This window comes from Jiangella ureilytica (genome assembly GCF_004348545.1).
GTDB lineage: Bacteria > Actinomycetota > Actinomycetes > Jiangellales > Jiangellaceae > Jiangella > Jiangella ureilytica.
Genome location: NZ_SMKL01000091.1, coordinates 1 through 22418, shown reverse-complemented (window position 1 = coordinate 22418; position 22418 = coordinate 1). Strand labels below are relative to the sequence as shown.

General features: G+C 73.4%; 22 protein-coding genes. 12 read left to right on the top strand and 10 right to left on the bottom strand.

Going from position 1 to position 22418, the window contains the following annotated elements; translation table 11 throughout:
• Positions 1 to 981: CapA family protein (locus tag E1212_RS26335; protein ID WP_131988035.1), on the top strand; the 981-nt coding region annotated here is incomplete at its 5' end.
• Here the strand turns inward: E1212_RS26335 and E1212_RS26330 are convergent.
• From E1212_RS26330 to E1212_RS26315, 4 genes are read right to left on the bottom strand one after another with little or no spacing between them, the layout of a single operon-like run.
• Positions 965 to 3205: a heavy metal translocating P-type ATPase gene (locus E1212_RS26330; protein ID WP_131988033.1), complete on the bottom strand. Its 2241-nt coding sequence runs from the start codon at positions 3203 to 3205 to the stop codon at positions 965 to 967. The genes E1212_RS26335 and E1212_RS26330 overlap by 17 nt on opposite strands.
• Complete coding sequence (locus E1212_RS26325; protein WP_131988031.1) at positions 3202 to 4146, bottom strand: hypothetical protein; 945 nt, start codon at positions 4144 to 4146, stop codon at positions 3202 to 3204. The genes E1212_RS26330 and E1212_RS26325 overlap by 4 nt, the downstream gene beginning before the upstream one ends.
• Positions 4147 to 4175: 29 nt before the next feature.
• Positions 4176 to 4385: a heavy-metal-associated domain-containing protein gene (locus E1212_RS26320; protein ID WP_131988029.1), complete on the bottom strand. Its 210-nt coding sequence runs from the start codon at positions 4383 to 4385 to the stop codon at positions 4176 to 4178.
• A gap of 52 nt (positions 4386 to 4437) precedes the next feature.
• Entirely contained in the window at positions 4438 to 4749 is a 312-nt protein-coding gene (locus E1212_RS26315; RefSeq protein ID WP_131988027.1) for a metal-sensitive transcriptional regulator, read from the bottom strand.
• A 160-nt stretch (positions 4750 to 4909) separates the two neighbouring features.
• On the opposite strand from E1212_RS26315, the gene E1212_RS26310 reads away from it, so the two are divergent.
• Entirely contained in the window at positions 4910 to 5512 is a 603-nt protein-coding gene (locus E1212_RS26310; protein ID WP_131988025.1) for a uridine kinase family protein, read from the top strand.
• 70 nt (positions 5513 to 5582) lie between these two features.
• A complete protein-coding gene (locus E1212_RS26305; RefSeq protein WP_131988023.1) occupies positions 5583 to 5795 on the top strand; it encodes a PspC domain-containing protein in 213 nt (70 codons plus the stop codon).
• Here E1212_RS26305 and E1212_RS26300 read toward each other — a convergent pair.
• Positions 5776 to 6927, bottom strand: coding sequence for an adenosine deaminase (locus E1212_RS26300; RefSeq protein WP_131988021.1), 1152 nt, complete (start codon positions 6925 to 6927; stop codon positions 5776 to 5778). The two genes, E1212_RS26305 and E1212_RS26300, sit on opposite strands and share 20 nt — an antisense overlap.
• A gap of 72 nt (positions 6928 to 6999) precedes the next feature.
• Between E1212_RS26300 and E1212_RS26295 the strand changes: the two genes are divergently transcribed.
• Genes E1212_RS26295 through pta form a run of 3 tightly spaced genes read left to right on the top strand, consistent with a single transcriptional unit; the run spans position 7000 to position 10135 of the window.
• Positions 7000 to 7527 (top strand): hypothetical protein, encoded by a 528-nt coding sequence (locus E1212_RS26295; protein WP_131988019.1) that lies wholly within the window; start codon positions 7000 to 7002, stop codon positions 7525 to 7527.
• The gene (locus E1212_RS26290) at positions 7527 to 8015 is read left to right on the top strand and encodes a DUF421 domain-containing protein (protein ID WP_131988017.1); all 489 of its coding nucleotides are present in this window, start codon (positions 7527 to 7529) and stop codon (positions 8013 to 8015) included. Before E1212_RS26295 ends, E1212_RS26290 begins: the two co-directional genes overlap by 1 nt.
• A 53-nt stretch (positions 8016 to 8068) precedes the next feature.
• Positions 8069 to 10135: a phosphate acetyltransferase gene (gene pta / locus E1212_RS26285; protein WP_131988015.1), complete on the top strand. Its 2067-nt coding sequence runs from the start codon at positions 8069 to 8071 to the stop codon at positions 10133 to 10135.
• A 5-nt stretch (positions 10136 to 10140) separates the two neighbouring features.
• Here the strand turns inward: pta and E1212_RS26280 are convergent, their stop codons facing one another.
• Positions 10141 to 11109: an LLM class flavin-dependent oxidoreductase gene (locus tag E1212_RS26280; protein ID WP_203417248.1), complete on the bottom strand. Its 969-nt coding sequence runs from the start codon at positions 11107 to 11109 to the stop codon at positions 10141 to 10143.
• A 44-nt stretch (positions 11110 to 11153) separates the two neighbouring features.
• On the opposite strand from E1212_RS26280, the gene E1212_RS26275 reads away from it, so the two are divergent.
• Positions 11154 to 12293, top strand: coding sequence for an acetate/propionate family kinase (locus E1212_RS26275; protein ID WP_131988013.1), 1140 nt, complete (start codon positions 11154 to 11156; stop codon positions 12291 to 12293).
• A gap of 246 nt (positions 12294 to 12539) precedes the next feature.
• The gene (locus E1212_RS26270; RefSeq protein WP_131988011.1) at positions 12540 to 13613 is read left to right on the top strand and encodes an endonuclease/exonuclease/phosphatase family protein; all 1074 of its coding nucleotides are present in this window, start codon (positions 12540 to 12542) and stop codon (positions 13611 to 13613) included.
• 21 nt (positions 13614 to 13634) lie between these two features.
• Here E1212_RS26270 and E1212_RS26265 read toward each other — a convergent pair whose 3' ends face one another.
• A complete protein-coding gene (locus tag E1212_RS26265; RefSeq protein ID WP_131988009.1) occupies positions 13635 to 14021 on the bottom strand; it encodes a RidA family protein in 387 nt (128 codons plus the stop codon).
• Positions 14022 to 14029: 8 nt separating this feature from the next.
• Positions 14030 to 15292 (bottom strand): hypothetical protein, encoded by a 1263-nt coding sequence (locus tag E1212_RS26260; RefSeq protein ID WP_131988007.1) that lies wholly within the window; start codon positions 15290 to 15292, stop codon positions 14030 to 14032.
• Positions 15293 to 15356: 64 nt separating this feature from the next.
• Between E1212_RS26260 and E1212_RS26255 the strand changes: the two genes are divergently transcribed.
• From E1212_RS26255 to E1212_RS26240, 3 genes are all read left to right on the top strand, one after another.
• The gene (locus tag E1212_RS26255) at positions 15357 to 16181 is read left to right on the top strand and encodes a DUF427 domain-containing protein (RefSeq protein WP_203417246.1); all 825 of its coding nucleotides are present in this window, start codon (positions 15357 to 15359) and stop codon (positions 16179 to 16181) included.
• 158 nt (positions 16182 to 16339) lie between these two features.
• Positions 16340 to 18196 carry a sialidase family protein gene (locus E1212_RS26250; RefSeq protein WP_131988003.1) on the top strand — a complete coding sequence of 619 codons (1857 nt, stop codon included), beginning with the start codon at positions 16340 to 16342 and terminating at the stop codon, positions 18194 to 18196.
• Between the two features lie 339 nt (positions 18197 to 18535).
• Positions 18536 to 19201, top strand: a complete 666-nt coding sequence (locus E1212_RS26240) for an ATP-dependent Clp protease proteolytic subunit (protein WP_162605635.1) — start codon at positions 18536 to 18538, stop codon at positions 19199 to 19201.
• Positions 19202 to 19208: 7 nt separating this feature from the next.
• Here the strand turns inward: E1212_RS26240 and E1212_RS26235 are convergent, their stop codons facing one another.
• Positions 19209 to 20093: a phosphotransferase enzyme family protein gene (locus tag E1212_RS26235; RefSeq protein ID WP_131988037.1), complete on the bottom strand. Its 885-nt coding sequence runs from the start codon at positions 20091 to 20093 to the stop codon at positions 19209 to 19211.
• Positions 20090 to 21433 carry an NsdA family TPR-like regulatory protein gene (locus E1212_RS26230; RefSeq protein ID WP_131987999.1) on the bottom strand — a complete coding sequence of 448 codons (1344 nt, stop codon included), beginning with the start codon at positions 21431 to 21433 and terminating at the stop codon, positions 20090 to 20092. Before E1212_RS26230 ends, E1212_RS26235 begins: the two co-directional genes overlap by 4 nt.
• Before the next feature lie 296 nt (positions 21434 to 21729).
• Between E1212_RS26230 and E1212_RS29690 the strand changes: the two genes are divergently transcribed.
• Positions 21730 to 21891, top strand: coding sequence for a hypothetical protein (locus E1212_RS29690; protein ID WP_162605634.1), 162 nt, complete (start codon positions 21730 to 21732; stop codon positions 21889 to 21891).
• Positions 21892 to 22418: the final 527 nt, after the last annotated feature.

The following is a 22418-nucleotide window of genomic DNA, read 5'->3' as shown; positions in this document are numbered from 1 at the left end:
CCCACGCCCCCGCCGGAGCCGCCGCCGTCGCCCGTCACGCTCGCGTTCGCCGGCGACATCCACTTCGAGGGCGCCCTCCGCGCGCGACTGGACGACCCGGCAACGGCGCTCGCGCCGATCGCCGCGCAGCTGGGCGCCGCCGACCTCACCGTCGTGAACCTCGAGACCTCGGTCGGGACCAGCGGCACGCCGGAGCCGGGCAAGCGGTTCACCTTCCAGGCACCGCCATCGTCCCTCACCGCCCTGAGCGCCGCCGGCGTCGACGTCGTGACGATGGCGAACAACCATGCGATGGACTTCGGCCCGGACGGGCTGGCCGACACGCTCACCGCCCGGGCCGCAGCGGCGACGCAGGGCCTCGACGTCGTGGGGGTCGGCAAGGACCTGACCGACGCGTTCCGGCCGGCGGTGCGCGACGTCCGGGGGACGACGGTAGCGGTCATCGGGGCGAACGTGCCCGACGACCCGGGCGCCGACCCGACCGCCCACTGGGCCGCCACCGCCACGACCGCGGGCGTGGCGACGGCGCTGGACCCGGCGCCGCTGCTGGCCGCCGTCGCCCGGGCGCGCGCGCAGGCGGACGTGGTCGTCGTCTACCTGCACTGGGGCGTGCAGGGCGAGAGCTGCCCGAGCCCGTCGCAGACCGCGCTGGCCACGGCCCTCACCGACGCCGGAACGGACGTCGTCGTCGGCAGCCACACGCACCGGCTGCAGGGCGCCGGCCTGGCCCCGCGCACCGACGCCTACGTGGCGTACGGGCTGGGCAACTTCGTCTGGTACGCGCAGGCCTCCGAGGCGACGTCGACCACCGGCGTCCTCACCCTCACGGTCGACGGGGCGGCGGTGACGGCCGAGGCGTGGGCGCCGGCCCGCATCGGTGCCGACGGGATCCCCGCGTTCGCAGCGGGCGACGCGGCCGGCACCATGCGGGCCGACCGCGCCGCCCTGCGCGAGTGCACGGACCTCAGACCGCTGCCGTGAACCGCCGCAGCCGCAGGCTGTTCGACACCACGAACACCGACGAGAACGCCATGGCGGCGCCGGCGAGCATCGGGTTGAGCAGCCCGGCCGCGGCCAGCGGCAACGCGGCGACGTTGTAGCCGAACGCCCAGAACAGGTTGCCCTTGATGGTCGCCAGCGTGCGCCGAGACAGCCGGATCGCGTCGGCGGCGGCGTGCAGGTCGCCGCGGACCAGCGTGAGGTCGGATGCCTCGATGGCGACGTCGGTGCCGGTGCCCATGGCCAGGCCGAGGTCGGCCTGGGCGAGTGCGGCGGCGTCGTTGACACCGTCGCCCACCATGGCGACGACCTTGCCCTCGTGCTGCAGCCGCTTGACGACATCGACCTTGTCGGCCGGCAGCACCTCCGCGACGACCTCCTCGATCCCGACCTCGGCAGCGACCGAGCGCGCCGTCGCCTCGTTGTCGCCGGTCAGCAGGATCGGGGTCAGCCCCAGCCCGCGCAGCCGGGCGATCGCGGCGGCCGACGTCGGCTTCACGGCGTCGGCGACCACCAGCACGCCACGGGCGGCGCCGTCCCAGGCGACGGCGACCGCGGTGCGGCCCGCCGCCTCCGCGGCAGCCATCGCCGCGGCCAGCTCGGCCGGCAGCGAGACCGACCACTCCGCCAGCAGCCGCGGCCGCCCGGCCAGCACGCCGTGCCCCTCGACCACGCCGGTGACGCCGAGGCCCTCGGCGTTGCGGAAGTCCTCGACGGCGGGCAGCGAAGCGGACCCGCCGCCCAGCCGCAGGCGAGCGCCGTCGGCCACGGCCCGGGCGATCGGATGCTCCGACGCGTCCTCGAGCGCCCCGGCCAGCCGCAGCACGTCATCGGCGGCGACCCCGGCTGCCGGCACCACGTCGACGAGCGTCATCGTGCCCGTCGTCACCGTGCCGGTCTTGTCGAGCACGACGGTGTCGACGCGGCGGGTCGACTCGAGCACCTGAGGGCCCTTGATGACGATGCCGAGCTGCGCGCCGCGGCCGGTGCCGACAAGCAGGGCCGTCGGCGTCGCGAGGCCCAGCGCACACGGGCAGGCGATGATCAGGACCGCGACGGCCGTGCCGAACGCCGTCGCGGCACCGCCGCCCGTGCCGAGCCAGAAGCCCAGCGTGGCGACGGCCAGCCCGATGACGATCGGCACGAAGACGCCGGAGACGCGGTCGGCCAGCCGCTGGACCTCGGCCTTGCCGCTCTGTGCGTCCTCGACCAGCTTCGCCAGCTGGGCGAGCTGGGTGTCGGCGCCGACCCGCGTCGCCTCGACGACCAGCCGTCCGTGCGCGTTGACCGTGCCGCCCGTGACGCCGTCGCCCACCGAGATCTCGACCGGCACCGACTCGCCGGTGAGCATCGACCTGTCGACGGCCGAGGCGCCCTCGGTGACGACGCCGTCAGTGGCGATCTTCTCTCCCGGCCGGACGACGAACAGGTCGCCGACGGCGAGAGAGCCTGCCGCGACCCGCCGTTCGACGCCGTCGCGCAGGACGGAGACCTCTTTGGCGCCGAGCTCGAGCAGCGCGCGCAGGGCGGCGCCGGCCCGCCGCTTCGACCGGGCCTCGAAATACCGCCCCGCCAGGATGAACGTCGTGACGCCCGCGGCGACCTCGAGGTAGATCTCGCCGGCGGCGCTGCCGCGCGCGATGGTCAGCTCGAACGGGTGCGTCATGCCGGGCATGCCGGCGGTGCCCCGGAACAGCGCGTACACCGACCAGCCGAGCGCGGCGAGCGTGCCCATGGAGATCAGCGTGTCCATGGTGGCGGCGCCGTGGCGCAGGTTGGTCCAGGCCGCCTTGTGGAACGGGAACCCGGCGATGAGGACCACCGGCGCGGCGAGCGTCAGCGACAGCCACTGCCAGTAGTCGAACTGCCAGGCCGGCACCATGGCGAGCACGATGACCGGCACGCTGACGACGGCGGAAAGGATCAGCCGGTCGCGCAGGGTGCGGACGGCGTCGGCCTGCGGTTCCGGGGCGGTGTCTGCGGCCGGCGACGGCGTGGGCTGCGGCACCCGTGCGGTGTAGCCGGCCGCCTCGACCGCCTCGATCAGCTGGGCGGTGCCGACGCCGTCGCCGTACGATACCCGCGCCTTCTCGGTCGCGTAGTTGACGGTGGCGGTGACGCCGTCGAGCTTGTTCAGCTTCCGCTCGACGCGATTGGCGCAGGACGCGCAGGTCATGCCGCCGATCTCGAGGTCGACGCTGCTCATGGGTGCTCCTCCGCCGCGATCGTGAACTCGGCCGTGCGGACCACGCCGTCGTGCTTGAAGTCGAAGAACAGCCGGTAATCGGCCGCCGACGCCGCCGTCGCGAAGAACGTGACGTCGGGGCCGGGCGGGGTGACGCCGTCGCCGGGCTCGCCCTCGGGGTGGACGTGCAGGTAGGCGAGGTCGCCGTCGCGCAGGGCGACGAGGTGCCCGTACGCGCCGAGGTACGGCTCGAGGTCGGTCACCGGGACGCCGTCGCGGCTGACGCTGAGGGTGAGCTCGGTCTCCTCGCCGGCGTCGAGATGCGCGTCGAGGGTGACGGTGTACCCGTCGACCTCCGCGGTGGTGCCGGGCGCGGGCAGCGGCGCGGGCTGGTAGTCGCCGGCGACCGACAGGTCGGTGCCGAGCGTGAGCGCCTCGCCGTGGGTGGAGAAGTCGGCGAACAGCTTCCACTCGCCGGGCGTGAGGTCGAGCGGGACCGACCAGGTGCCGTCGGCGGCCCGGACCGGGTGGACGTGCTGGTAGCCGGTGAGGTCGCGGCGGACGGCGATGAGGTGCAGCTCCTGCTCGTGCTCGACGTCGTACTCCGTGACGACGCCGTCGGGCCCGTCGATGGTGAAGCTCAGGTTCTGGGCCGGACCGGCCGGGAGCGTGTCGGCCGCGAGGGCGAACGTGTAGCCCTGGTCGGAGACCATCAGCCCGCCGGGCAGGTGGTCGGCGCCGCTGGACTCGTGGCCGCCGCCGTCGCCGTCGTCGTGGTCATCGGTGGCGGGTTCCGCGTGAGCGCCGCCGTCGCCGTCGTCGTGACCCTCGCCCTCCGGCGCGGACGCGACCGGGGCCTCGTCGTCGCCGATGGGCCCGACGAGGCTGCCGACCCCGGCGGCGAGGCCGAACGCGCCGGCGAGACACAGCGCGTAGACGCCGAGCTTGGCCGGCGCGTTCATGGGATACCTCCAGGATCGGGCGCCGGGCCTCAGGAGCCGGCGAGCTGGTAGCCGGCCTCTTCGACCGCGGCCTTGACGGCGTCGTCGCTGAGCGGCGCCGCACTGGTGACGTCGACACTGCCGGTGGCGAGATCGACGTCGACCTGGCTGACGCCGTCGATGCCGCCGATCTCCTCGGTGACCGACGCGACGCAGTGGCCGCAGGTCATGCCGACGACGGTGTAGGTGGACGTGGTCATGGCGAAGCCTCTCCTGGAGCGTTGGTGCGTTCGTGTGATGTGGTGCCGCGGGTCAGGACCGGACGAGCCGGGCGATGGCGTCGGACGCCTCTTTGACCTTCTGGTCCGCCTCGGGGCCGCCCTGCCGGGCCGCCTCGACGACGCAGTGCGCCAGGTGCTCCTCGAGCAGGCCGAGCGCGACCGACTCGAGCGCCTTCGTCATGGCCGAGACCTGCGTCAGGATGTCGATGCAGTACTTCTCCTCGGCGACCATGCGCTGCAACCCCCGCGCCTGACCCTCGATGCGGGTGAGCCGCTTGAGGTAGTCGTCCTTGCGGTGGATGTAGCCGTGGTGGCCGTGGTCGTCGCCCGTGGTCTCGGTCATCTGGTCCTCCCTGCTCGACGCCGCTCCGTACACGGTACCCCGGTGCGGTATCGGCATCTAGCCACATTCATACACTACCCCCCTAGGGTATGTCAACCCGTCGGTGGGAATCTCCGTCGCGCGCACTGCCGGACTCGTCGCCGTGAGAGACTGTGCAGCCGTGCACCGAGTCGTACTCCTCGCCGGCCCGTCGGGCAGTGGCAAGTCGCGCCTGGCCCGCGAGAGCGGGCTGCCCGTGCTCAACCTCGACCACTTCTACCGCGACGGCGACGACCCGGGCATGCCCCGGCATCCGGAGCTCGGCATCGTCGACTGGGACGACCCGCGGGCGTGGGACGGGGAGCGGGCCGTCGACACCCTGGTGCAGCTGTGCCGCACCGGGAGTGCGCAGATCCCGGTCTACGACATCGCCCACGACCGCGCCGTCGGCACCGAGCTGTTCACCGTCGGCGCCGCGCCGGTGTTCGTCGCCGAGGGGCTGTTCGCGGCCGAGATCGTGGAGGAGTGCCGGGCCCGCGGGATCCTGGCCGACGCCATCGTGCTGCGGCGCCGGCCGTGGAAGAACTTCCTCCGGCGGCTGGTCCGCGACCTCGCCGAGCACCGCAAACCGCCGATGACGCTGCTGCGCCGCGGCCGGGCCCTCATGCGGCTCGAGCGGGCCATCGTCGACCGGCAGCGCCGGCTCGGCGCCCGGCCGGCCGGCGCTCACGAGGTCCGGGACGCCCTCCGGGAAGCCGCCGGCGCTCCCTCCGGGAAGCCCTGACCCGCGTCATCCGGGACCGACCATCCGCGAGACGGACGTCCGCGCCGACCCCGCGGAATACCGTTGACGTATGAGCACAAGCAGCTACTACCCCGAGGCCCGGAGCGGCCTGGTCCGCCCGTACGGCAACCGGATGATCGCCGGCGTCTGCGCCGGCCTGGCGCGCCGGTTCGGCATGAAGACCCGCACCGTGCGGATCCTCTTCCTGCTGTCGTGCCTGCTGCCCGGCCCGCAGATCCTCGCCTACATCGCGCTCTGGATCATCATGCCGAGCGAGGACTGAGCCGCTCCGCGGAACCGGCGGCCCCCGCCGTCCGGACGCGGTCGAACGCCCGCTGGGCGCCCAGCGCGGCGTACCCGGGCTTGACCACGTCGTTGATCAGCGCCAGCCGCTGGTCGAACGGGATGAACGCGCTCTTCAGAGCGTTGACCGTGAACCACTCGAAGTCCGCCAGGTCGTAGCCGAAGGCGTCGGCCAGCAGGGCGAACTCGCGCGACATCGAGGTCGCGCTCATCAGCCGGTTGTCGGTGTTGACGGTGACCCGGAACCGCAGCCGCGCGAGCAGCCCGATGGGGTGCTCCGCGATGGACCCGGCCGCGCCGGTCTGGATGTTCGACGACGGGCACAGCTCCAGCGGGATCCGCTTGTCGCGGACGTACGCCGCCAGCCGCCCGAGCGACACCGAGCCGTCAGGTGCCACCGTCACGTCGTCGATGATCCGCACGCCGTGCCCGAGCCGGTCGGCGCCGCACCACTGCAGCGCCTCCCAGATGGACGGCAGCCCGAACGCCTCGCCCGCGTGGATGGTGAAGTGCGCGTTCTCGCGGCGCAGGTACTCGAACGCGTCGAGGTGGCGGGTGGGCGGGAAGCCGGCCTCGGCCCCGGCGATGTCGAAGCCGACGACGCCTGCCTCGCGGTAGCGCACGGCCAGCTCGGCGATCTCGCGCGACCGCGCCGCGTGCCGCATGGCCGTGAGCAGCGTCGCGACCCGGATCGGCCGCCCGGACGCCGCCGCTCTCGACTCCCCCAGCCGGAAGCCTTCCTCGACCGCCGTGACCACCTCGTCCAGCGACAGGCCGCCGGCGAGGTGCTGCTCCGGCGCGTACCGCACCTCGGCGTAGACGACGCCGTCGGCGGCGAGGTCCTCGGCGCACTCGGCGGCCACCCGCACCAGCGCGTCGTGGGTCTGCATGACGGCGACGGTGTGGTCGAACGTCGTGAGGTACCGCTCCAGCGAGCCGGAGTCGGCGGCCTCGGTGAACCACTGCCGCAGGCCCGGCTCGTCGTTCGCCGGCAGCTCGTAGCCGATGCCCGCCGCGAGCTCGAGGACGGTGGCCGGCCGCAGCCCGCCGTCGAGGTGGTCGTGCAGCAGCACCTTGGGCGCGGCCAGGATCTCGGCCTCGGTCGGTCGCATGCTCCGACGCTACCCGGCACGCCACCGGCGCGGCACCCGCGGAGCCGCCGCCGTCGCAGGTAGAACGGGGGCGTGGCTCACCACGTCGCGACGCTGCCCACCACGCGCGACGCCGCGGCATCGCGGCGCGGGCGGAACCTGCGCCGCATCGGCATCGTGCTGCTCTGCCTGGTCGTGGCCGCCGCGCTCGTCGGCCTGCTCGGACCGCGGGCGGCGACGACGACGGCGTCAGGCGGCGGGTACGAGCTCACCGTCCGTCACGGCCAGATCACCCGCCCGAGCATCCCGGTGCCGCTGGAGATCACCGTCGAGCGGCCGGGCGGGTTCGACGGCCCTGTGACGCTGTCGATCAGCAAGGGCCTGGTCGACCGGATGGACTTCAACAACTGGTATCCGAACCCCGATGGCGAGACGTCCGGGCCGGACCGTGCGGAGTACGAGTTCACCCCGCCCGACGGCGACGTCCTGCACGTCATGCTCGACGCCCGCACGGCGCCCGGCCAGCTGCCCAGCGCGAACCGGTACGCCGTCGCCGTCGTCGATTCCGCGACCGGGCAGACGCTGGTCGCGGCGAGCTTCCGGATGACGGTGCTGCCCTGATGGACATCGTGATCCGCGCCGCCGTCGTCTTCGTGCTGCTCTGGTTCGTGCTGCGGGTGTCGGGCAAACGGCAGGTCACCCAGCTGTCGGCATTCGAGCTGATCCTGCTGGTCACGCTCGGCGACCTGATCAGCCAGACCGTCCTGCAGGAGGACCTCTCGCTGACCGGCGGCACGCTGGCGGTGGCGACGTTCACGCTGCTGTCCGTGCTGCTGTCCTGGCTGAGCTGGCGGTTCCGGCGATCGCGGCGGCTGCTCGAGGGCGAGCCGACCATCCTCATCAAGGACGGCCACGTGGACGACGAGGTGCTGCGCTACGAGCGGCTGCCGATGGACGACGTGCTGGCGGCGGCGCGCGAGCACGGCGTCCGCGACCTCGCCGACGTCGACCTCATGGTGCTGGAGCCCGACGGCACGTTCTCCGTCTTCACGAGGTCGGACTCGGGCGGGAGCGAGGACCCGCCGAAGCAGGGTGCGGAGGTGACGTGACGCGCCGGGCCGGCCGCCGCCACATGCTCACCTTCGCGATATAGCCTCTCGGGGTGGCTCGCAGCGTCTACGTGGCATCCGTCACGGGCGAGACCGGGAAGTCGACGGTCGCGCTCGGCGCGCTGGAGGCACTCACCCGCAGGCTGGGACGTGTCGGGGTGTTCCGGCCGGTCGTGCGCTCCGGCGACCAGCCCGACTACGTGCTGGAGCTGCTGCTCGAGCACGACGGCGTCGACCTGCCGTACGACGTGTGCGCGGGCGTCACCTACGAGGACGTGCACGCCGACGCCGATGCCGCGATGAGCACCATCCTCAGCCGCTACCGCGCGGTCGCGGCGCAGTGCGAGGCCGTCGTGGTGGTCGGCAGCGACTACACCGACGTCGACAGCCCGACGGAGTTCTCCTTCAACGCGCGCGTGGCGGCCGACCTCGGCGCGCCGGTGGTGCTGGTGCTCAACGGGCACGACCGCTCGCCGGGCGACCTGCGCGCCGTCGCCGAGCTGGCGACCGCCGAGCTGACCGCCAACTACGGCACGCTGGCCGCGCTGGTGGCCAACCGGGTCCCGCCCGACCGGCTCGACGCCACGCGCGAGGCGCTGAGCAGGCTCGGCCCGGCGTACGCGCTGCCCGAGGAGCCGCTGCTGTCCGCGCCGACCATGAGCGACCTGGTCGCGGCCGCCGGGGGCGAGCTGTTCCGCGGCGACGCGTCCCGGCTCGGCCGCGAGGTCGGCGGGCTGGTCGTCGCCGGCATGACCCTGCCCCACGTGCTCGACCACCTCTTCGACGACGCCGTGGTCATCACGCCGGCCGACCGCAGCGACGTGCTGCTCGGCGTGCTGGCGGCGCACGCGTCGAAGACGTTCCCGACGCTGGCCGGCGTGGTGCTCAACGGCGGCTTCGAGCTGCCGGCGCAGATCGTGCGGGTGATGGACGGCCTCGACGTCGGGTTGCCGATCGTGACGGCGCCCGGCGACACCTTCGCGACGGCGACGGCGCTCGCCGCGGTGCGCGGCCGGCTCACCTACGACGCCACGCGCAAGGTGCAGACGGCGCTGGCGCTGTTCGACCGGCACGTCGGCACCGGCGACCTGCTCGACCGGCTCGACGTCACCCGCAGCGGCGCCGTCACGCCGCTCATGTTCGAGCACGACCTCGTCGACCGAGCGAGGGCGGACCGCCGGCACATCGTCCTCCCCGAAGGCACCGAGGAGCGGATCCTGCGCGCCGCCGACACCGTCCTGCGCCGCGGCATCGCCGACCTCACCCTGCTCGGCCCGCCGGGCGACGTCACGGCCGCCGCCGACCGGCTGGGCGTCGACATCGGCGCCGCGGAGATCGTCGACCCGCGCGAGAGCGAGCTGCGCGGCCGGTTCGCCCACGAGTACGCCCGGCTGCGCGCGCACCGCGGCGTCACCCAGGAGGCCGCCTGGGACACCGTCGCCGACGTCTCCTACTTCGGCACGATGATGGTGCAGCTCGGGCTGGCCGACGGCATGGTCTCGGGCGCCGCGCACACGACGGCGCACACCATCAGGCCGGCGTTCGAGGTCATCAAGACGCTGCCCGGCGTGGCCGTCGTGTCGAGCGTGTTCTTCATGTGCCTGCGCGACCGCGTGCTGGTGTACGGCGACTGCGCGGTGAACCCGGACCCGACGGCGGAGCAGCTGGCCGACATCGCGATCTCTTCGGCCGAGACGGCGGCGCAGTTCGGCGTGGCGCCGCTGGTGGCGATGCTGTCGTACTCGACCGGCGCGTCCGGATCGGGCTCCGACGTCGACAAGGTGCGGACGGCGACGGAGCTGGTCCGCTCGCGGCGACCGGAGCTCGAGGTGGAGGGCCCGATCCAGTACGACGCCGCCGTCGACGCCAGCGTGGCCAGGGCGAAGCTGCCGGGCAGCGAGGTGGCCGGCCGGGCGACGGTGTTCGTCTTCCCCGACCTCAACACCGGCAACAACACCTACAAGGCGGTGCAGCGCAGCGCCGGCGCCGTGGCGGTCGGGCCGGTGCTGCAGGGACTGCGCAAGCCGGTGAACGACCTGTCGCGCGGCGCGCTGGTCCGCGACATCGTCAACACCGTCGCCATCACCGCCATCCAGGCGCAGTCGGCGGCGGCGCCGTGAGCGCGCTAGCGCCGGGCCAGCCGGACGACGTCGCCGATCTGGGCGCGTGCGACCCCGGCCTCGGGGAACGGGTACATGCCGATGCTCTGCACGCCGGCGTCCTCGAGCGCCTGCAGGTGCGCGGCGGCGTCGTCGAGGGTGCCGATGGGCGCGAGCTCGGTCCACCATTCCGGCGGCATGGTGGCCAGGCCGTCGAGGCCCTTGCCGGCGTAGCGGGCAGCCATGTCGTCGAAGAACGGCAGCGCGGTGAGGTTCGCGCGGGCGCCCTCGAGCTGGTGGGCGAGCCAGGGCGCCATGGTGCGGTAGGCCTCGGCGCGCTCCTTCTTCACGCACACCACGCCGAACACGGCGACGTGGAAGCCGAGGTCGCCGGCCTTGCGCCCGGCCTGCTCGAGGGACCAGCGCACGTAGGTGGGGCTGGCGGGCTCGGCCAGCACGACGCCGCCGGCGACCCGCCCGGCCAGTGCCAGCGACCTGGGCCCGTAGACGCCGGCCAGCAGCGGCGGCGGGTCGGCCGGCGCCTGGTCGAGCCGGACGGAGTCGAGGCTGACGTAGTGGCCGTGGCTGGTGACCGTCTCGCCCGCGAGCAGGCGCGTGACGGCGACCAGGACCTCTTCGAGCGCGGTGAGCGGCGACGCCGGCCGCACCCCCATCTGCGCCATCCACGACTGCACGCCGTGGCCGATGCCGGGCAGCAGCCGTCCCGGGCCGAAGCCGTGCAGCGTCGCGATCTCCATGGCCGTGACGGGCGCCGTGCGGGCGACCGCCGGCAGGATGCCCACCCCCACCGTCAGCTGCTCGGTGACCGCCAGCGCCGCGGCCGCCAGGCTGGGGCCGGTGGTGTAGAAGCAGTCCTCGATGACCCAGAGCTGCTGCGCGCCGCCCTCGTCGAGCGAGCGCGCCACCTCGGTGAGGAACGCAGGCGGGAAGACCTTGTCGAAACACATTCCGACCTGCAGGCGGTTGGTAGGCATGGCCGCAGACTAACCGGACCCTCCGACAGGAACGGAAACCCCCGATGACCGTCCTCGTGCTCAACTGCGGATCGTCGTCCATCAAGTACCAGCTGATCGATCCCATGGGCCCGTCGCGCCTGGCCAAGGGCCTGGTCGAGCGCATCGGCGAGGACGACGGCGTCGCCGACCACGCGGCCGCCCTGCGGCAGGTGGTCGACGAGCTCGAGAACCAGTGCGGGCCGCTCGCGGAGCTGGGCCTGGCCGCCGTCGGGCACCGGATCGTCCACGGCGGCGACCGGTTCGCCGAGCCGGTCCTGGTCGACGACGGCGTCGAGAACGCCATCGAGGAGCTCGCCCCGCTGGCGCCGCTGCACAACCCGCCCGGGCTGACGGCGCTGCGGCTGGCCCGGCGCGAGCTTCCGGACGTGCCGCACGTCGCCGTCTTCGACACCGCCTTCCACCAGAGCCTGCCGCCGGTCGCCTACACCTATGCGCTGGAGCGCTCGGTCGCGGAGCGGCACGGCGTGCGCCGTTACGGCTTCCACGGCACATCGGTGTCGCACGTGAGCCGCGCAGCCGCCCGGCTGCTCGAACGCGACCCCGCCGACACCAACCTCGTCGTCCTGCACCTGGGCAACGGGGCGTCGGCGACGGCGGTGCGCAGCGGCCGCTCGGTCGACACCTCGATGGGCCTGACGCCGCTCGAGGGCCTGGTCATGGGCACGCGCACCGGCGACATCGACCCCGGCGCGCTGTTCTACCTGCACCGCGAGGCCGGGCTCTCGGTCGACGAGATCGACACGCTGCTGAACCGGCGCAGCGGGCTGCTCGGGCTGGCCGGCGCCAACGACCTGCGCGAGGTGCACCGCCGCGCCAAGGCCGGCGACGCCGAGGCGCAGCTGGCCCGCGAGCTGTACTGCTACCGGATCCGGCACTACGTGGGCGCCTATCTCGCCGTCCTCGGCCGCACGCACGCGATCGTCTTCACGGCCGGCGTCGGCGAGAACGACTCGTGGGTGCGGTCGCACTCGCTGGCGGGCCTTCGCCACCTCGGCGTCGAGGTCGACCACGTCCGCAACTCCTTCGCCACCAGCCGGGCCCAGATCATCTCGCCCGACGGGGCCGACGTCGCCGTCCTGGTCGTCCCCACCGACGAGGAGCTCGAGATCGCCCGTCAGGCCGCGGAGCTCACCGCGGGCTGACGCCGACTGTCGGTGCCCGCCCCGTGGTCAAGCCCCCACCCGGCCGGGCGGGTCGTGTCCCGGGCCCTTCGGCCGGGACCGAATGGTTCGGGTCCCGGTCACCGTCGGGCCGGCATGGTCGCTTCCATCGCTGCGACTGGAGGCGACTCGCCCGCTGATCGGCGTCATTCCGCCCCGGCGGAGCAACCCGGGCGAGCTGCGGCGCGTCTCCCTGGTGACGATCTTCGTCCTCCCGAAAGGATCACCATGTTCCGATCGCTCCGGCGCGCCGCGGTGTTCACCGCGGTCGCGGCCGCCTCCGCCCTCTCGCTGACGCCGTCCGCCGCCGCCGACGACGGCATGCCGCCGATCTTCGCCGCCGAGGTCGCCACCTACAACGTCTACCTCGGCGCCACGCTCGACCCGCTGTTCACCGCGACGAACCCGCAGGAACTGGTCCGGCTGGCCGGCGAGGTCTACGCCGGTGTCGAGGCCACGAACTTCCCGGAGCGGGCCGGCGCCATCGCCGACCAGATCGCCGGCCACGGGCCCGAGGTGGTCGGCCTGCAGGAGGTCGCGCTCTGGGAGAAGGGTCCGCTGGGCGGCCAGCTGCAGGTCACGTACGACTTCCTCGACCTGCTGCTGGACGAGCTGGCCGAGCGCGGCCACCCGTACCGCGCCGTCGCGACCAACTGGAACTTCGACGGAACGCTGCCGATCTCGGCGACGGAGCAGGCCCGGTTCCGCGACCGCGACGTCATCATCGTCCGCGCCGACCTGCCGCGGCCGCTGCTGAAGGTGACGAACCCGCGGTCCGGCACGTTCGGCGCCGTGCTGGAGATCCCGACGGCGATCCCGGGGCTGACGTTCGAGTCGCCGCGCGGCTGGTCGACGGTGGACGTCCGGCTGCTCGGGGCGTCGTTCCGGTTCGCCAACACGCACCTCGAGGCGTCCGGGCCGGCCGCCATCCGCAACGCGCAGGCGACGGAGCTTGCCGGGCTGCTGGACGCGTCGCCGCTGCGCACCGTGCTGGTCGGCGACCTGAACTCGCGTCCGAACGACGCGGCGGGCGCGTACGGCATCCTCACCGGCGCCGGGTTCGGTGACGTCTGGCTCGCGACCGGCGGCGACCCGGCGACCGGCTTCACCGCCGGCCAGACGGCGACGCTGCTCGACGAGAACCGGCTGCGCAGCCGCATCGACTACGTCATGACCGGCGCGGGGGTCCGCGCGGCCCGGACCGAGATCATCGGCGACGAGGAGGCCGACCGCACCGTCCCGACCGGCCTCTGGCCGTCGGACCATGCCGGCGTGGTGGCGAAGCTCCGCTTCACCCGCTGACGCGCTCGCCTCTCCCTCCCATCAGCCGGCGACGACCACCTCGATCTCGACCAGCCAGGCGGGGTCGAGGGTGGTCGCGACGATCGCCGTCGTCGGGACCGGGCGGCCGCCGAGGGCGGCGATGCGAGCCGCGGCATTGGCCTCGGCGTACGCGGGGTCGCGCAGGTAGCTGGTCAGCCGCACGATGTTGTCGACGCTCATCTGGGCGGACGCGAGGATCGCGCGGATGTTGGACCAGACCAGCTCGAGCTGCTCGCCGAGGTCGGCGCCGGGCGTTCCGTGCGGGTCGAGGCCCATGGTGCCGGCCACGAACAGCAACCGGCCGGGTTCGCGGACCTCCATGGCGTGCACGTAGTCACCGGTCGCCGGGTAGACGCCGTCGGCCGGGTTGTGCGGGACGAGTTCCATCGGTCTCCTCAGGAGTCGGACTTGCGGCGGATGCGGTAGCGCAGCACCAGGAACGGCAGCCCGAACAGCGAGAACGCGTGGTCGGCACGCAACTCGCCGCCGTCGGCCCGGACCTGCAGCTCCTCGCCGAACCCGGGCACGGCGAGCGTGGTCAGCTCACCGGTGTCCGGGTCGACGACGGAGAGGTAGTGCCCGGCGTCGACGGCCGTCCCGGTGCTGGTCAGCGCGAGCCCGCCGCCCGGTCGCAGCCGCGGCTCGAGCGTCGCGGTGAAGCTGCCGCCGGGCAGCGGGAAGCCGACGCTGACCCAGCCGCGCCCGCCCCGCCGGTACGTGGTGTAGATGCCCACGTAGATCGGCTCGTCGTCGTCGGCGTACGAGCGGATCCAGCCGCGCAGGGCGGGGCCGCCGTCGCCGGGGTCGACGGTGTCGATGCGGCTGACGACGCCGCGCTGCGCCTGCCGCTGGTTCATCGGCACGTTGGCCTGGCCGAGCGGCCGCGCGAGCGCCGTCCGGTACAGCAGGTAGCCCGGCCGCACCCACGGCCGCCACTCGGGCGTGATGTCGAGCGCGAACCGGGTCGTGTGCTCGTAGAACTCTCGCACCAGCGGGTCGACGGCGGCCGGGTAGAAGTCGCCGCCGACCAGCTCGTCGAGCGACGTCACGATGCCGACGTCGGCCGCGTCGCGCACGTACTCGCCGCCGAGCTGTTCGGCCAGTGAGCGCACGAAGTCCGTGCCGACGTAGCGCCCCTGCGCGGCCAGCGGCACCACGAACGGCAGGTCCTCGGGGACGGCGCGCTCGGCCAGCAGGGTCACCTGGGCGTCGCGGAACAGCGCGGCCGCGGCGACCCGATAGGCGACGACGGCGACGGCTGCGGCCTGCGCGGGGGTGCGGCCGGCGACCACCGGGCGCACCGCCAGGCCGACCGCCGGCCCGAGGGCCACCTTCTGCGGCCGCACGCCGAGCCCGCCCGCCACGCCGCCGGCCGCCAGCGCGACCCGCCACGGCGGCTGCTTGGTCAGCACGCCGGCGGCCCAGCCCAGCGGCGCGGCCAGCGCTCCCGTCGCCAGGATGCGGTGCGGCAGCGCCGGGATCTCGTCGGGCCGCTGCCGGCGCCGCGCCACGTACTCCGACGCGGCCAGGACCGCGGCGCCCGCGACCGCGCCCAGCCCGACCGCACGCCTCCCCCGTCCGGCCCCCAGCGCCGCCCCCGCGAGCGCGCCCAGTACGGACGCCGCCGACACCTGCTCCGTCAGTTTCGCGCTCGCCACGAGTCACCCCTCCGTCGTTGACGGGGCCATTCTCGCGCGCCGATAGTGGGCCATGGGCACCAGGATGAGCGCTCTGATCATGGGCGCACTGCCGGACCTGCGGTTCGAGCCGTCCCCGAAGCGCATCCGCGCCGTCCTCGGCGGCGACACGTGGGCCGACACCGTCGCCGGCATGGTGGTGTGGGAGCCGCGCCGAATCGTGCCGGGCTACGCCATCCCCGAGGCCGACCTCGACGCCGAGCCGATCCCCGCCGGGCCCGCGTCGGCCGAGGCCGAGGAGCACCCCGTCCAGGTGCACGCCGGCGGCCCGCCCGTGCTCGACCCGCGCACGCCGTTCTCCGTCCGGACGACGCAGGGCGAGCCGCTGTCGCTGCGGCGCGGTTCAGTGGTGCTCGACGGCGCCGGCTTCCGGCCCGCCGACCCCGACCTCGCCGGCTACGTGATCCTCGACTGGTCGGCCTTCGACCAGTGGTTCGAGGAGGACGACGAGGTCTTCGCCCACCCGCGCGACCCGTTCAAGCGCATCGACGTGCGCTCCTCCAGCCGGCACGTCGTCATCTCCGTCGACGGTGTGGTGCTGGCGGAGACGACCCGGGCGAGGCTGCTGTTCGAGACGCACCTGCCGACCCGGACGTACGTCCCGCGGTCCGACGTGCGGCTCCAGCTGCTCGAGCCCAGCGAGACCCGCAGCTGGTGCGCGTACAAGGGGCACGCGCGGTACTGGTCGGCACGGATCGGCGGAGAGCTGCACCGCAACCTCGCGTGGAGCTACGAGGACCCGCTGTCCGACGGCGTCGAGGTGAAGGACCACATCACCTTCTTCGACGAGAAGGTCGACGTCACCGTCGACAGCACGCCGGTGCCGCGCCCGGTCTCGCCATGGTCGTGACTCCGTCAGCAGCCGGTTCCGACCACCTCTTGCCGTCGTCTCCACCCGGGTGAAGGGTGCTGGTGCGACCACCGCGTCCGGGGCACCGGGCGCCTCGGGGGCCTGGTCACCTGATGCGGCGCGCCGCGCAGACCTTTCCGCCACCGTCAGGAGACGTCATGCGCACCAGGCGACCCGCCGCGGTCCCCATCGCGGCACTCAGCACTGCTCTCATCGCAGGGATCGCCGCAGCGGCCCCGCTGACCCCCGGTGGATCCACCGAGGTCACCGTGGGAAGCAACGACTCGCTGTTCTCGCAGAACAAGCAGAACGAGCCGGGCCTGGCCGTGAACCCCGTCCAGCCGAACATCCTGGCGGCCGGGGCGAACGACAACATCGACATGGAGGCGTGTAACGCCGCGGACGACCGCACCTGCCCGTTCACCCCCGGCGTTGGCCTGTCCGGGGTGCAGTTCTCCACCGACGCGGGGCGGACGTGGAGCCAGCCGACCTACACCGGCTACTCGGCGCGGGTGACGCCGAGCTGCATCGGGCAGCCGGACCTCGCTCCCGGCCAGCCGCCGCCCGCCGACACCGGGTGCGTCCCCGATCCGGCCGGGCCGATCGGCACGCTGCCGAACTACGTCGAGAACGGCATGGTCTCCAACGGCGACCCGGAGCTGGCGTTCGGCCCGGTGCCCGACGAGGACGGCGACTTCTCCTGGGAGAACGGCCAGCGGCTCTACTACACGAACATCGCCACGCCGTTCCCCGGCAACCCGGGCTTCCGCGGCGCGGCTGCCATCGCCATTTCCCGCACCGACGACATCGCTGGCGCCATCGCCGGCCAGAACGACGCCTGGATGGACCCCGTCGTCGTCACCCGGCAGAGCTCGGCGCTGTTCAGCGACAAGGAGCAGGTCTGGGCCGACAACGCCGAGTCCAGTCCGCACTTCGGCAACGCCTACGTCTGCAACGTCGGCTTCCGTGGCGCCGGCGGTGCGGAACCGGTGCTGTTCGCCCGCTCCACCGACGGCGGCGACACGTGGCGCACCCGCCAGCTGACGCCCGCCACGAACAACCCGCAGACCGGCGGCCGCCAGGGCTGCGCGATCCGCACGGACAGTGCCGGCGTTGTGTACGTCGTCTGGGTCGGTACCGACATCCGCACCCGTGAGGGCGTGTTCTTCCAGGCCCGATCGTTCGACGGCGGGGCGAACTTCGAGCGGCCGCGCGCGGTCGTGCAGCCGGTCGCCGGCATCGGGCAGTTCGATCCGGCACAGGGCCGGTTCACCATCGACGGCATCGCCGGCGCGCGCACGAACACCTTCCCGAGCATCGACATCGCCAACGGCGCTCCGTCCGGTGCCGACGCCACCGACCAGATCCTCATCACCTGGGCCGACGACCGCGTCGGCACGAATCAGGAACGCGCCTGGGTCGTCTCCAGCACGAGCGGCGGCGACAGCTACTCCGGACCGATGAACGCCAACGACGGGGCCGACCGCGCGAACTTCCCGGCCGTCGCGATCTCGCCGGACGGCACGGACGCCTGGCTGGTGTACAACGCCTGGCTGGACCCATGGCGCACCGACACGACGTCGCCACGGCGCGTGATGGGCGTCGTCCGTCATGCCGACGTCAACCCGTCGACAGGCGCGTTCGGAGCCTGGACGACGCTGCTGCGCGGCGCCCTGGGTGACGGGCGAGCGTCCTCGGCCAACGGACTGACCTCGGAGTTCCTCGGCGACTACAACTACGCCGTCGCGACCAGGGAATACGGCTCGCTGGTGTGGAACGACATGCGCAACGGCGCGGTCTGCCCGGCCATCAACGCCTACCGGCAGGCCTTCGTCGAGGACGTCCTCTCCGGTGAGACCGAGCCCATCGTCGGCGACCGCCCGGCGGATCGGGCGTCGGCCGCGGAGCTGCCCAACGCCCATTCCGACGCGTTGCGGCCAGGCCCGAACACCCAGTGCCCGCCGACGTTCGGCAATTCCGACATCTTCGGAGGCACGTTCAGCGACGAGTCGTGACCGCTGCTCCCGGCTTCTCCCGCCGCCGCCGGCCGGCGGCGGGAGAGTCAGCGCGTCTCCAGCACCGCGAGGTCGCGTTCGGCGTAGCGGCGGTGCTGGTACTCCTCGTTGAGCAGGGTCAGCGGGCACTCGCGGACGGGCAACCTGCGCGGCGGCGCCCAGCCGGGCCCTCCCGCGCCCAGGTATCGCCGGCCGCACCCACGAGTCGACCCGGTAGAACCGGGAGCCGCTCAGGTCGTCGTCGACATCGTCATGCCCGAACCGTAGCGCCGGTTCCGGACGATCCACGTCCAGGAGGGTCCATGCTGGAAGGAGCACATCTCATGGGAGGAGCTCCCCGTGTCTCGCACCCGTCTCAGCGCTGCCTGGCCACCCGTCCCGCCCGAGGTGCCGCCGCCGTTCCGCCCCGGCACGCCCTGGCAGCCCCCGCAGCCGGCGCCGTCGCAGCCGATCCTCCCCGGCTGGGAGGAGCGGCGCCTGGCCCCGTCCGACCGCGACATCGTCGACCGGCTGCTCGACGAGCGCATCGTGCATGCCGGCGGGCGGGTTGACACGACGCTCGCCAACCGGACGACCGCGCAGCTGTTGCTGCTCGGCCGGCACGACCCCAGGCCCGTTGAGCTGCACCTGTCGTGCCGCGACAGCGAGCTCGACGCGTCGCTCGCGCTGGCCGGGACCCTGAGCGTGCTCGCCGCGCCGGTGCACGTGGTGGTCCACGGCACGCTGCGAGGACCGGCCATCGCGGTGCTCTGCGCCGCCCAGGACCGCGCCGCGCACCGCGGCGCCACCCTGGTGCTGTCGCTCCCGCGCGCCGAGGCCGCGGGCACAGCAGCCCAACTCGCCGTCGAGGCCGATCAGCACGAACGCCAGGTCGACCGCGTATGCGAGCTGGTCGCCGGCACGACCGGGCGCGACGCCGACGCCGTCCGTGCCGACCTGCGCGCCGGGCGCGTGCTGTCGGCCGAGGACGCGTTCGCCCACGGCCTGCTGACGCGGCTGCTGTGACCGCGGCTCAGAACACGCGCCGCCAGTGCCACGGCCGGTCGCCTGAGCGGCCGCGCAGGCAGTCGACCCGGTGCTCGGCCTCGGCGCGCGCGGCGTCGCTGCCGCCGGCATGCTGCAGCATGTACGAGCAAGCGCGCAGCTCGCGGATGTCGCGCAGCGTCTCGTAGCCCGGCCAGCAGGTGACGTCGTGGCCGTAGCCGGCGCAGAACCTCGCGTACTCGGCGGCGTCGAGGGTGCCGAACGAGGTCATGCGCACCGCCGTCGACACCAGGTCCCACTCGGGCGGGCCGACGGAGAACCGCTCGAGGTCGAGTATCCACACAGTGCCGCCGTCGTCGACGACCACGTTCCCCGCCCAGGCGTCGCCGTGCACCACCGACGCCGCCATCCCCGGCGGCAGCTCGGCGAGACGCGTCTCCAGGTCCGCGAGGTACCCGAGCAACCACGCGCGGTCCGCGGCCGACACCGTCGGCGCCCCCTCGATGCGGTCGCGCACCCGCACGAACGGTGCCAGCTCGGGTAGCGCGAACCCGGCCGGCGGGTCCAGCGCGTGCAGCCGCCGCAGCACGCCGGCCACCTGCGAGTCCGCGGCGTCGTGGTGCGGTGGCAGCGCGCGCCAGAACGTCACCGGGACCCCGTCGACCTCCACCGGCTGCTCGACGCCGGGGAGCACCCGGACGGCGGGCAGCCCGGCCCGCTCCAGCCAGCGGGCGACCCGGACCTCGTTGCCGGCCGCCGCGCCCTGCCCGGACCGGCCGACCCGGGCGATCACCCGGCCGGGCAGCCGGTAGACGGAGTTCTCGGAGCGGCGGACCAGCTCGGCGGCGGCCGCGTCGAGCCCGGCGCGGCGGCAGGCGTGGTGCAGAACGCTGTGGGTGTCGTCGTCCGTCACGACGCCAGAGCGGTGGCGAGCCGATGTCGCAGCTCGGCCACCTGGGGGACGCCGGCGTGCCGGCCGGCGTACGACCGCAGCTCGGCGAGGTCCATCGCCGCGCGGCGCGAGTGCAGGCGCCCGGCGTCGGCGACGGCGGCCATGCCGATGCGGGCGGCCTCGTCGGGGTCGCCGACCACCATGGTCAACGACGCGAGCTTGGTCTGCGACATGGCACGCGAGCGCACGTAGCCGGCGGTGTGGCCGTCGATGGCGGTCTGCAGCCGGGGCGCCGCGTCGCTGCGGTGCCCCTGCACGGTGAGGTCGAAGAGCGCGTGGCCGGTGTCGCCGGCGTGCTGCGCGGCGTCGTAGTACGCCATCCACGGCGGGTCGCCGGCCGGCTCGGCGTGCGCGAACGCCTCGTCGGCCTGGCCGACGGCGCGCAGGGTGTCCTGGTAGCGGCCGAGCTTGGCCAGTGCGCGGGCGCGGGCGGTGTGCAGCATGGCTCGCTCCGTGGCCGTCAGCCGGTCGGAGCGAACCAGCGCCAGCTCCGCGTACGTCAGGCCGACGTCGGGCTCGCCGCGCCAGATCTCCTGCCGGGCCATGGACGACAGGACCTTGGCCCGCAGGTGCCAGCTGCCGACCTCTTCGGAGCAGGCCAGCGCGAACTTGAAGATCTGCTGGGCGTCGTCGTACGCGCACGCGTCGAACGCCATGTGTGCCGTCGCGTGGCCGAGCAGGCCGACCGCCTCGTGCAGCTCGACCCGCACCTCGGCCGTCGACTGGGCGCCCAGCAGCTGACCGAACCAGCGCAGCTGCGCGTTGGCGGCCTCGCGCACCCCGGCGCCGCCGTGGCTGTGTCCCCAGCTGACCAGGAGCTCGGCGGCACCACGCACCTGCTCGATCTCGCTGCGGCCGACCCGTTTCGGCGCGTCGCTGGGCCGCAGCGGCGCCAGCAGGTCGAGCAGCGCCGACGGCGACGCCAGCAGCCCGCCGACGCCGACGAACGCCGCGCGGAGGAACTCCTGCCGCTTCACGTCCGACTCACCCATCGGGTCGGCGACCCGCACGACGGGCGCCGTCGAGAGCCGCCGGGTGTTGACGAGGCCGAGCTGGCCATCGGTGCTCGCGCCGAGCACGGCGCGCAGGGCTTCCCGGTACGAGGCCTGCGGCCAGCGGATGATGCCGCGCTCGAGCTTGCCGATGTAATTGTCGTCCAGCTCGTGCAGCCGGCCCGTCGACTCGAAGAGGTAGGCGTTGACGCGGTCCGCCAGTTCCTGGCGGGACATCGCGGTTCCGGGCACGTCGGCCGACGGACAGCTCTCGCGGGCCAGTCGCAGGTGCTCGTTCGGTTCGCGCACGATGTCTCCACGTACGTGGGGAGGAACATAATGGCATTCTCGGCGTATTGCTGTCAGGCGATCCGGAGAATCCCGAACCATCCCCTCTCGCCTCCCCCGATGATCCCATCTCGATGCCCTACTGATCACCCAATTCCGGCGAAATGATCGAAACACGAGTCATGGCCGGTGCCTTTCTCCCGATTCGACACCGTTCATGGAGCCGTGACTTGAGGCGGGTTGCCGGAATCCACCCCGACCCGGCAACCCGCCGAGACTTCCGGGGGATCAGCAGGGGGACTCAGGAGGCTCGAACCATGCTGCGCCGCGACACGGAGTACGTGCTGACCTGGAACGCCGCCGACCACGCCTGGGAGGCGCGCCCGATCCGGCGCGAGGGCCGGCGCATCGTTCCCCTCGGTCCCGACGGCGCGGCCGGACGGCTGCCGGCGGTCCTCACCGGCACGGCTGGAGACTGAACGAGGCATGGACTCGTCCGGGAAAGCGGGCACGTTGGGGCGATTCGCCCGAATTGCTCCGTGATTCGACGGGGGTCGGAATGACTCACACGGATGCAATTCGCACATCGCGCAGAATTGTCCAGTCGTCCGTTCGGCCGATGTCGAGATAGGGCGTTCGGCCGCCCGCGGAGTGACCGCGACGCCGCACGACTCGCACGACGGGGATCCACGGGGAAACAGGCCGGGGGATCCGGGCGAAGGCAGCGCCCGGGTCCCCCGGCCCACATCGCGTGCCGGCTACGCCCCTGGGTGCCGCCTGCACTCCCGTACGTCGCCTGCCGTAGGCGCGAGATACGCCTGCCGGCCGACGTGCGAGCACGTGACGCCTTCGTAGCGTGAGGACCACTCCCAGACGGGAGTCGGTGAAGGACCGCCGGAGCGGCAACTCCGGCGGTCCGCCGAGAAGGACAGTCCAAGCCGCGGACCCCTCTCTACGAAGGATGGTAGATCATGTCCACCACAGCCCCCGCCCGGCCGCTGACCCC

Coding starts and splice junctions, on each gene's coding strand:
- E1212_RS26305 (WP_131988023.1), top strand. CDS start 5,583: ATGAGCACAAGCAGCTACTACCCCGAGGCCCGGAGCGGCCTGGTCCGC.
- E1212_RS26255 (WP_203417246.1), top strand. CDS start 15,357: ATGAGCGCTCTGATCATGGGCGCACTGCCGGACCTGCGGTTCGAGCCG.
- E1212_RS26330 (WP_131988033.1), bottom strand. CDS start 3,205: ATGAGCAGCGTCGACCTCGAGATCGGCGGCATGACCTGCGCGTCCTGC.
- E1212_RS26270 (WP_131988011.1), top strand. CDS start 12,540: ATGTTCCGATCGCTCCGGCGCGCCGCGGTGTTCACCGCGGTCGCGGCC.
- E1212_RS26280 (WP_203417248.1), bottom strand. CDS start 11,109: ATGCCTACCAACCGCCTGCAGGTCGGAATGTGTTTCGACAAGGTCTTC.
- E1212_RS26290 (WP_131988017.1), top strand. CDS start 7,527: ATGGACATCGTGATCCGCGCCGCCGTCGTCTTCGTGCTGCTCTGGTTC.
- E1212_RS26325 (WP_131988031.1), bottom strand. CDS start 4,146: ATGAACGCGCCGGCCAAGCTCGGCGTCTACGCGCTGTGTCTCGCCGGC.
- E1212_RS26300 (WP_131988021.1), bottom strand. CDS start 6,927: ATGCGACCGACCGAGGCCGAGATCCTGGCCGCGCCCAAGGTGCTGCTG.
- E1212_RS26315 (WP_131988027.1), bottom strand. CDS start 4,749: ATGACCGAGACCACGGGCGACGACCACGGCCACCACGGCTACATCCAC.
- E1212_RS26275 (WP_131988013.1), top strand. CDS start 11,154: ATGACCGTCCTCGTGCTCAACTGCGGATCGTCGTCCATCAAGTACCAG.
- E1212_RS26265 (WP_131988009.1), bottom strand. CDS start 14,021: ATGGAACTCGTCCCGCACAACCCGGCCGACGGCGTCTACCCGGCGACC.
- E1212_RS29690 (WP_162605634.1), top strand. CDS start 21,730: ATGCTGCGCCGCGACACGGAGTACGTGCTGACCTGGAACGCCGCCGAC.
- E1212_RS26250 (WP_131988003.1), top strand. CDS start 16,340: ATGCGCACCAGGCGACCCGCCGCGGTCCCCATCGCGGCACTCAGCACT.
- E1212_RS26320 (WP_131988029.1), bottom strand. CDS start 4,385: ATGACCACGTCCACCTACACCGTCGTCGGCATGACCTGCGGCCACTGC.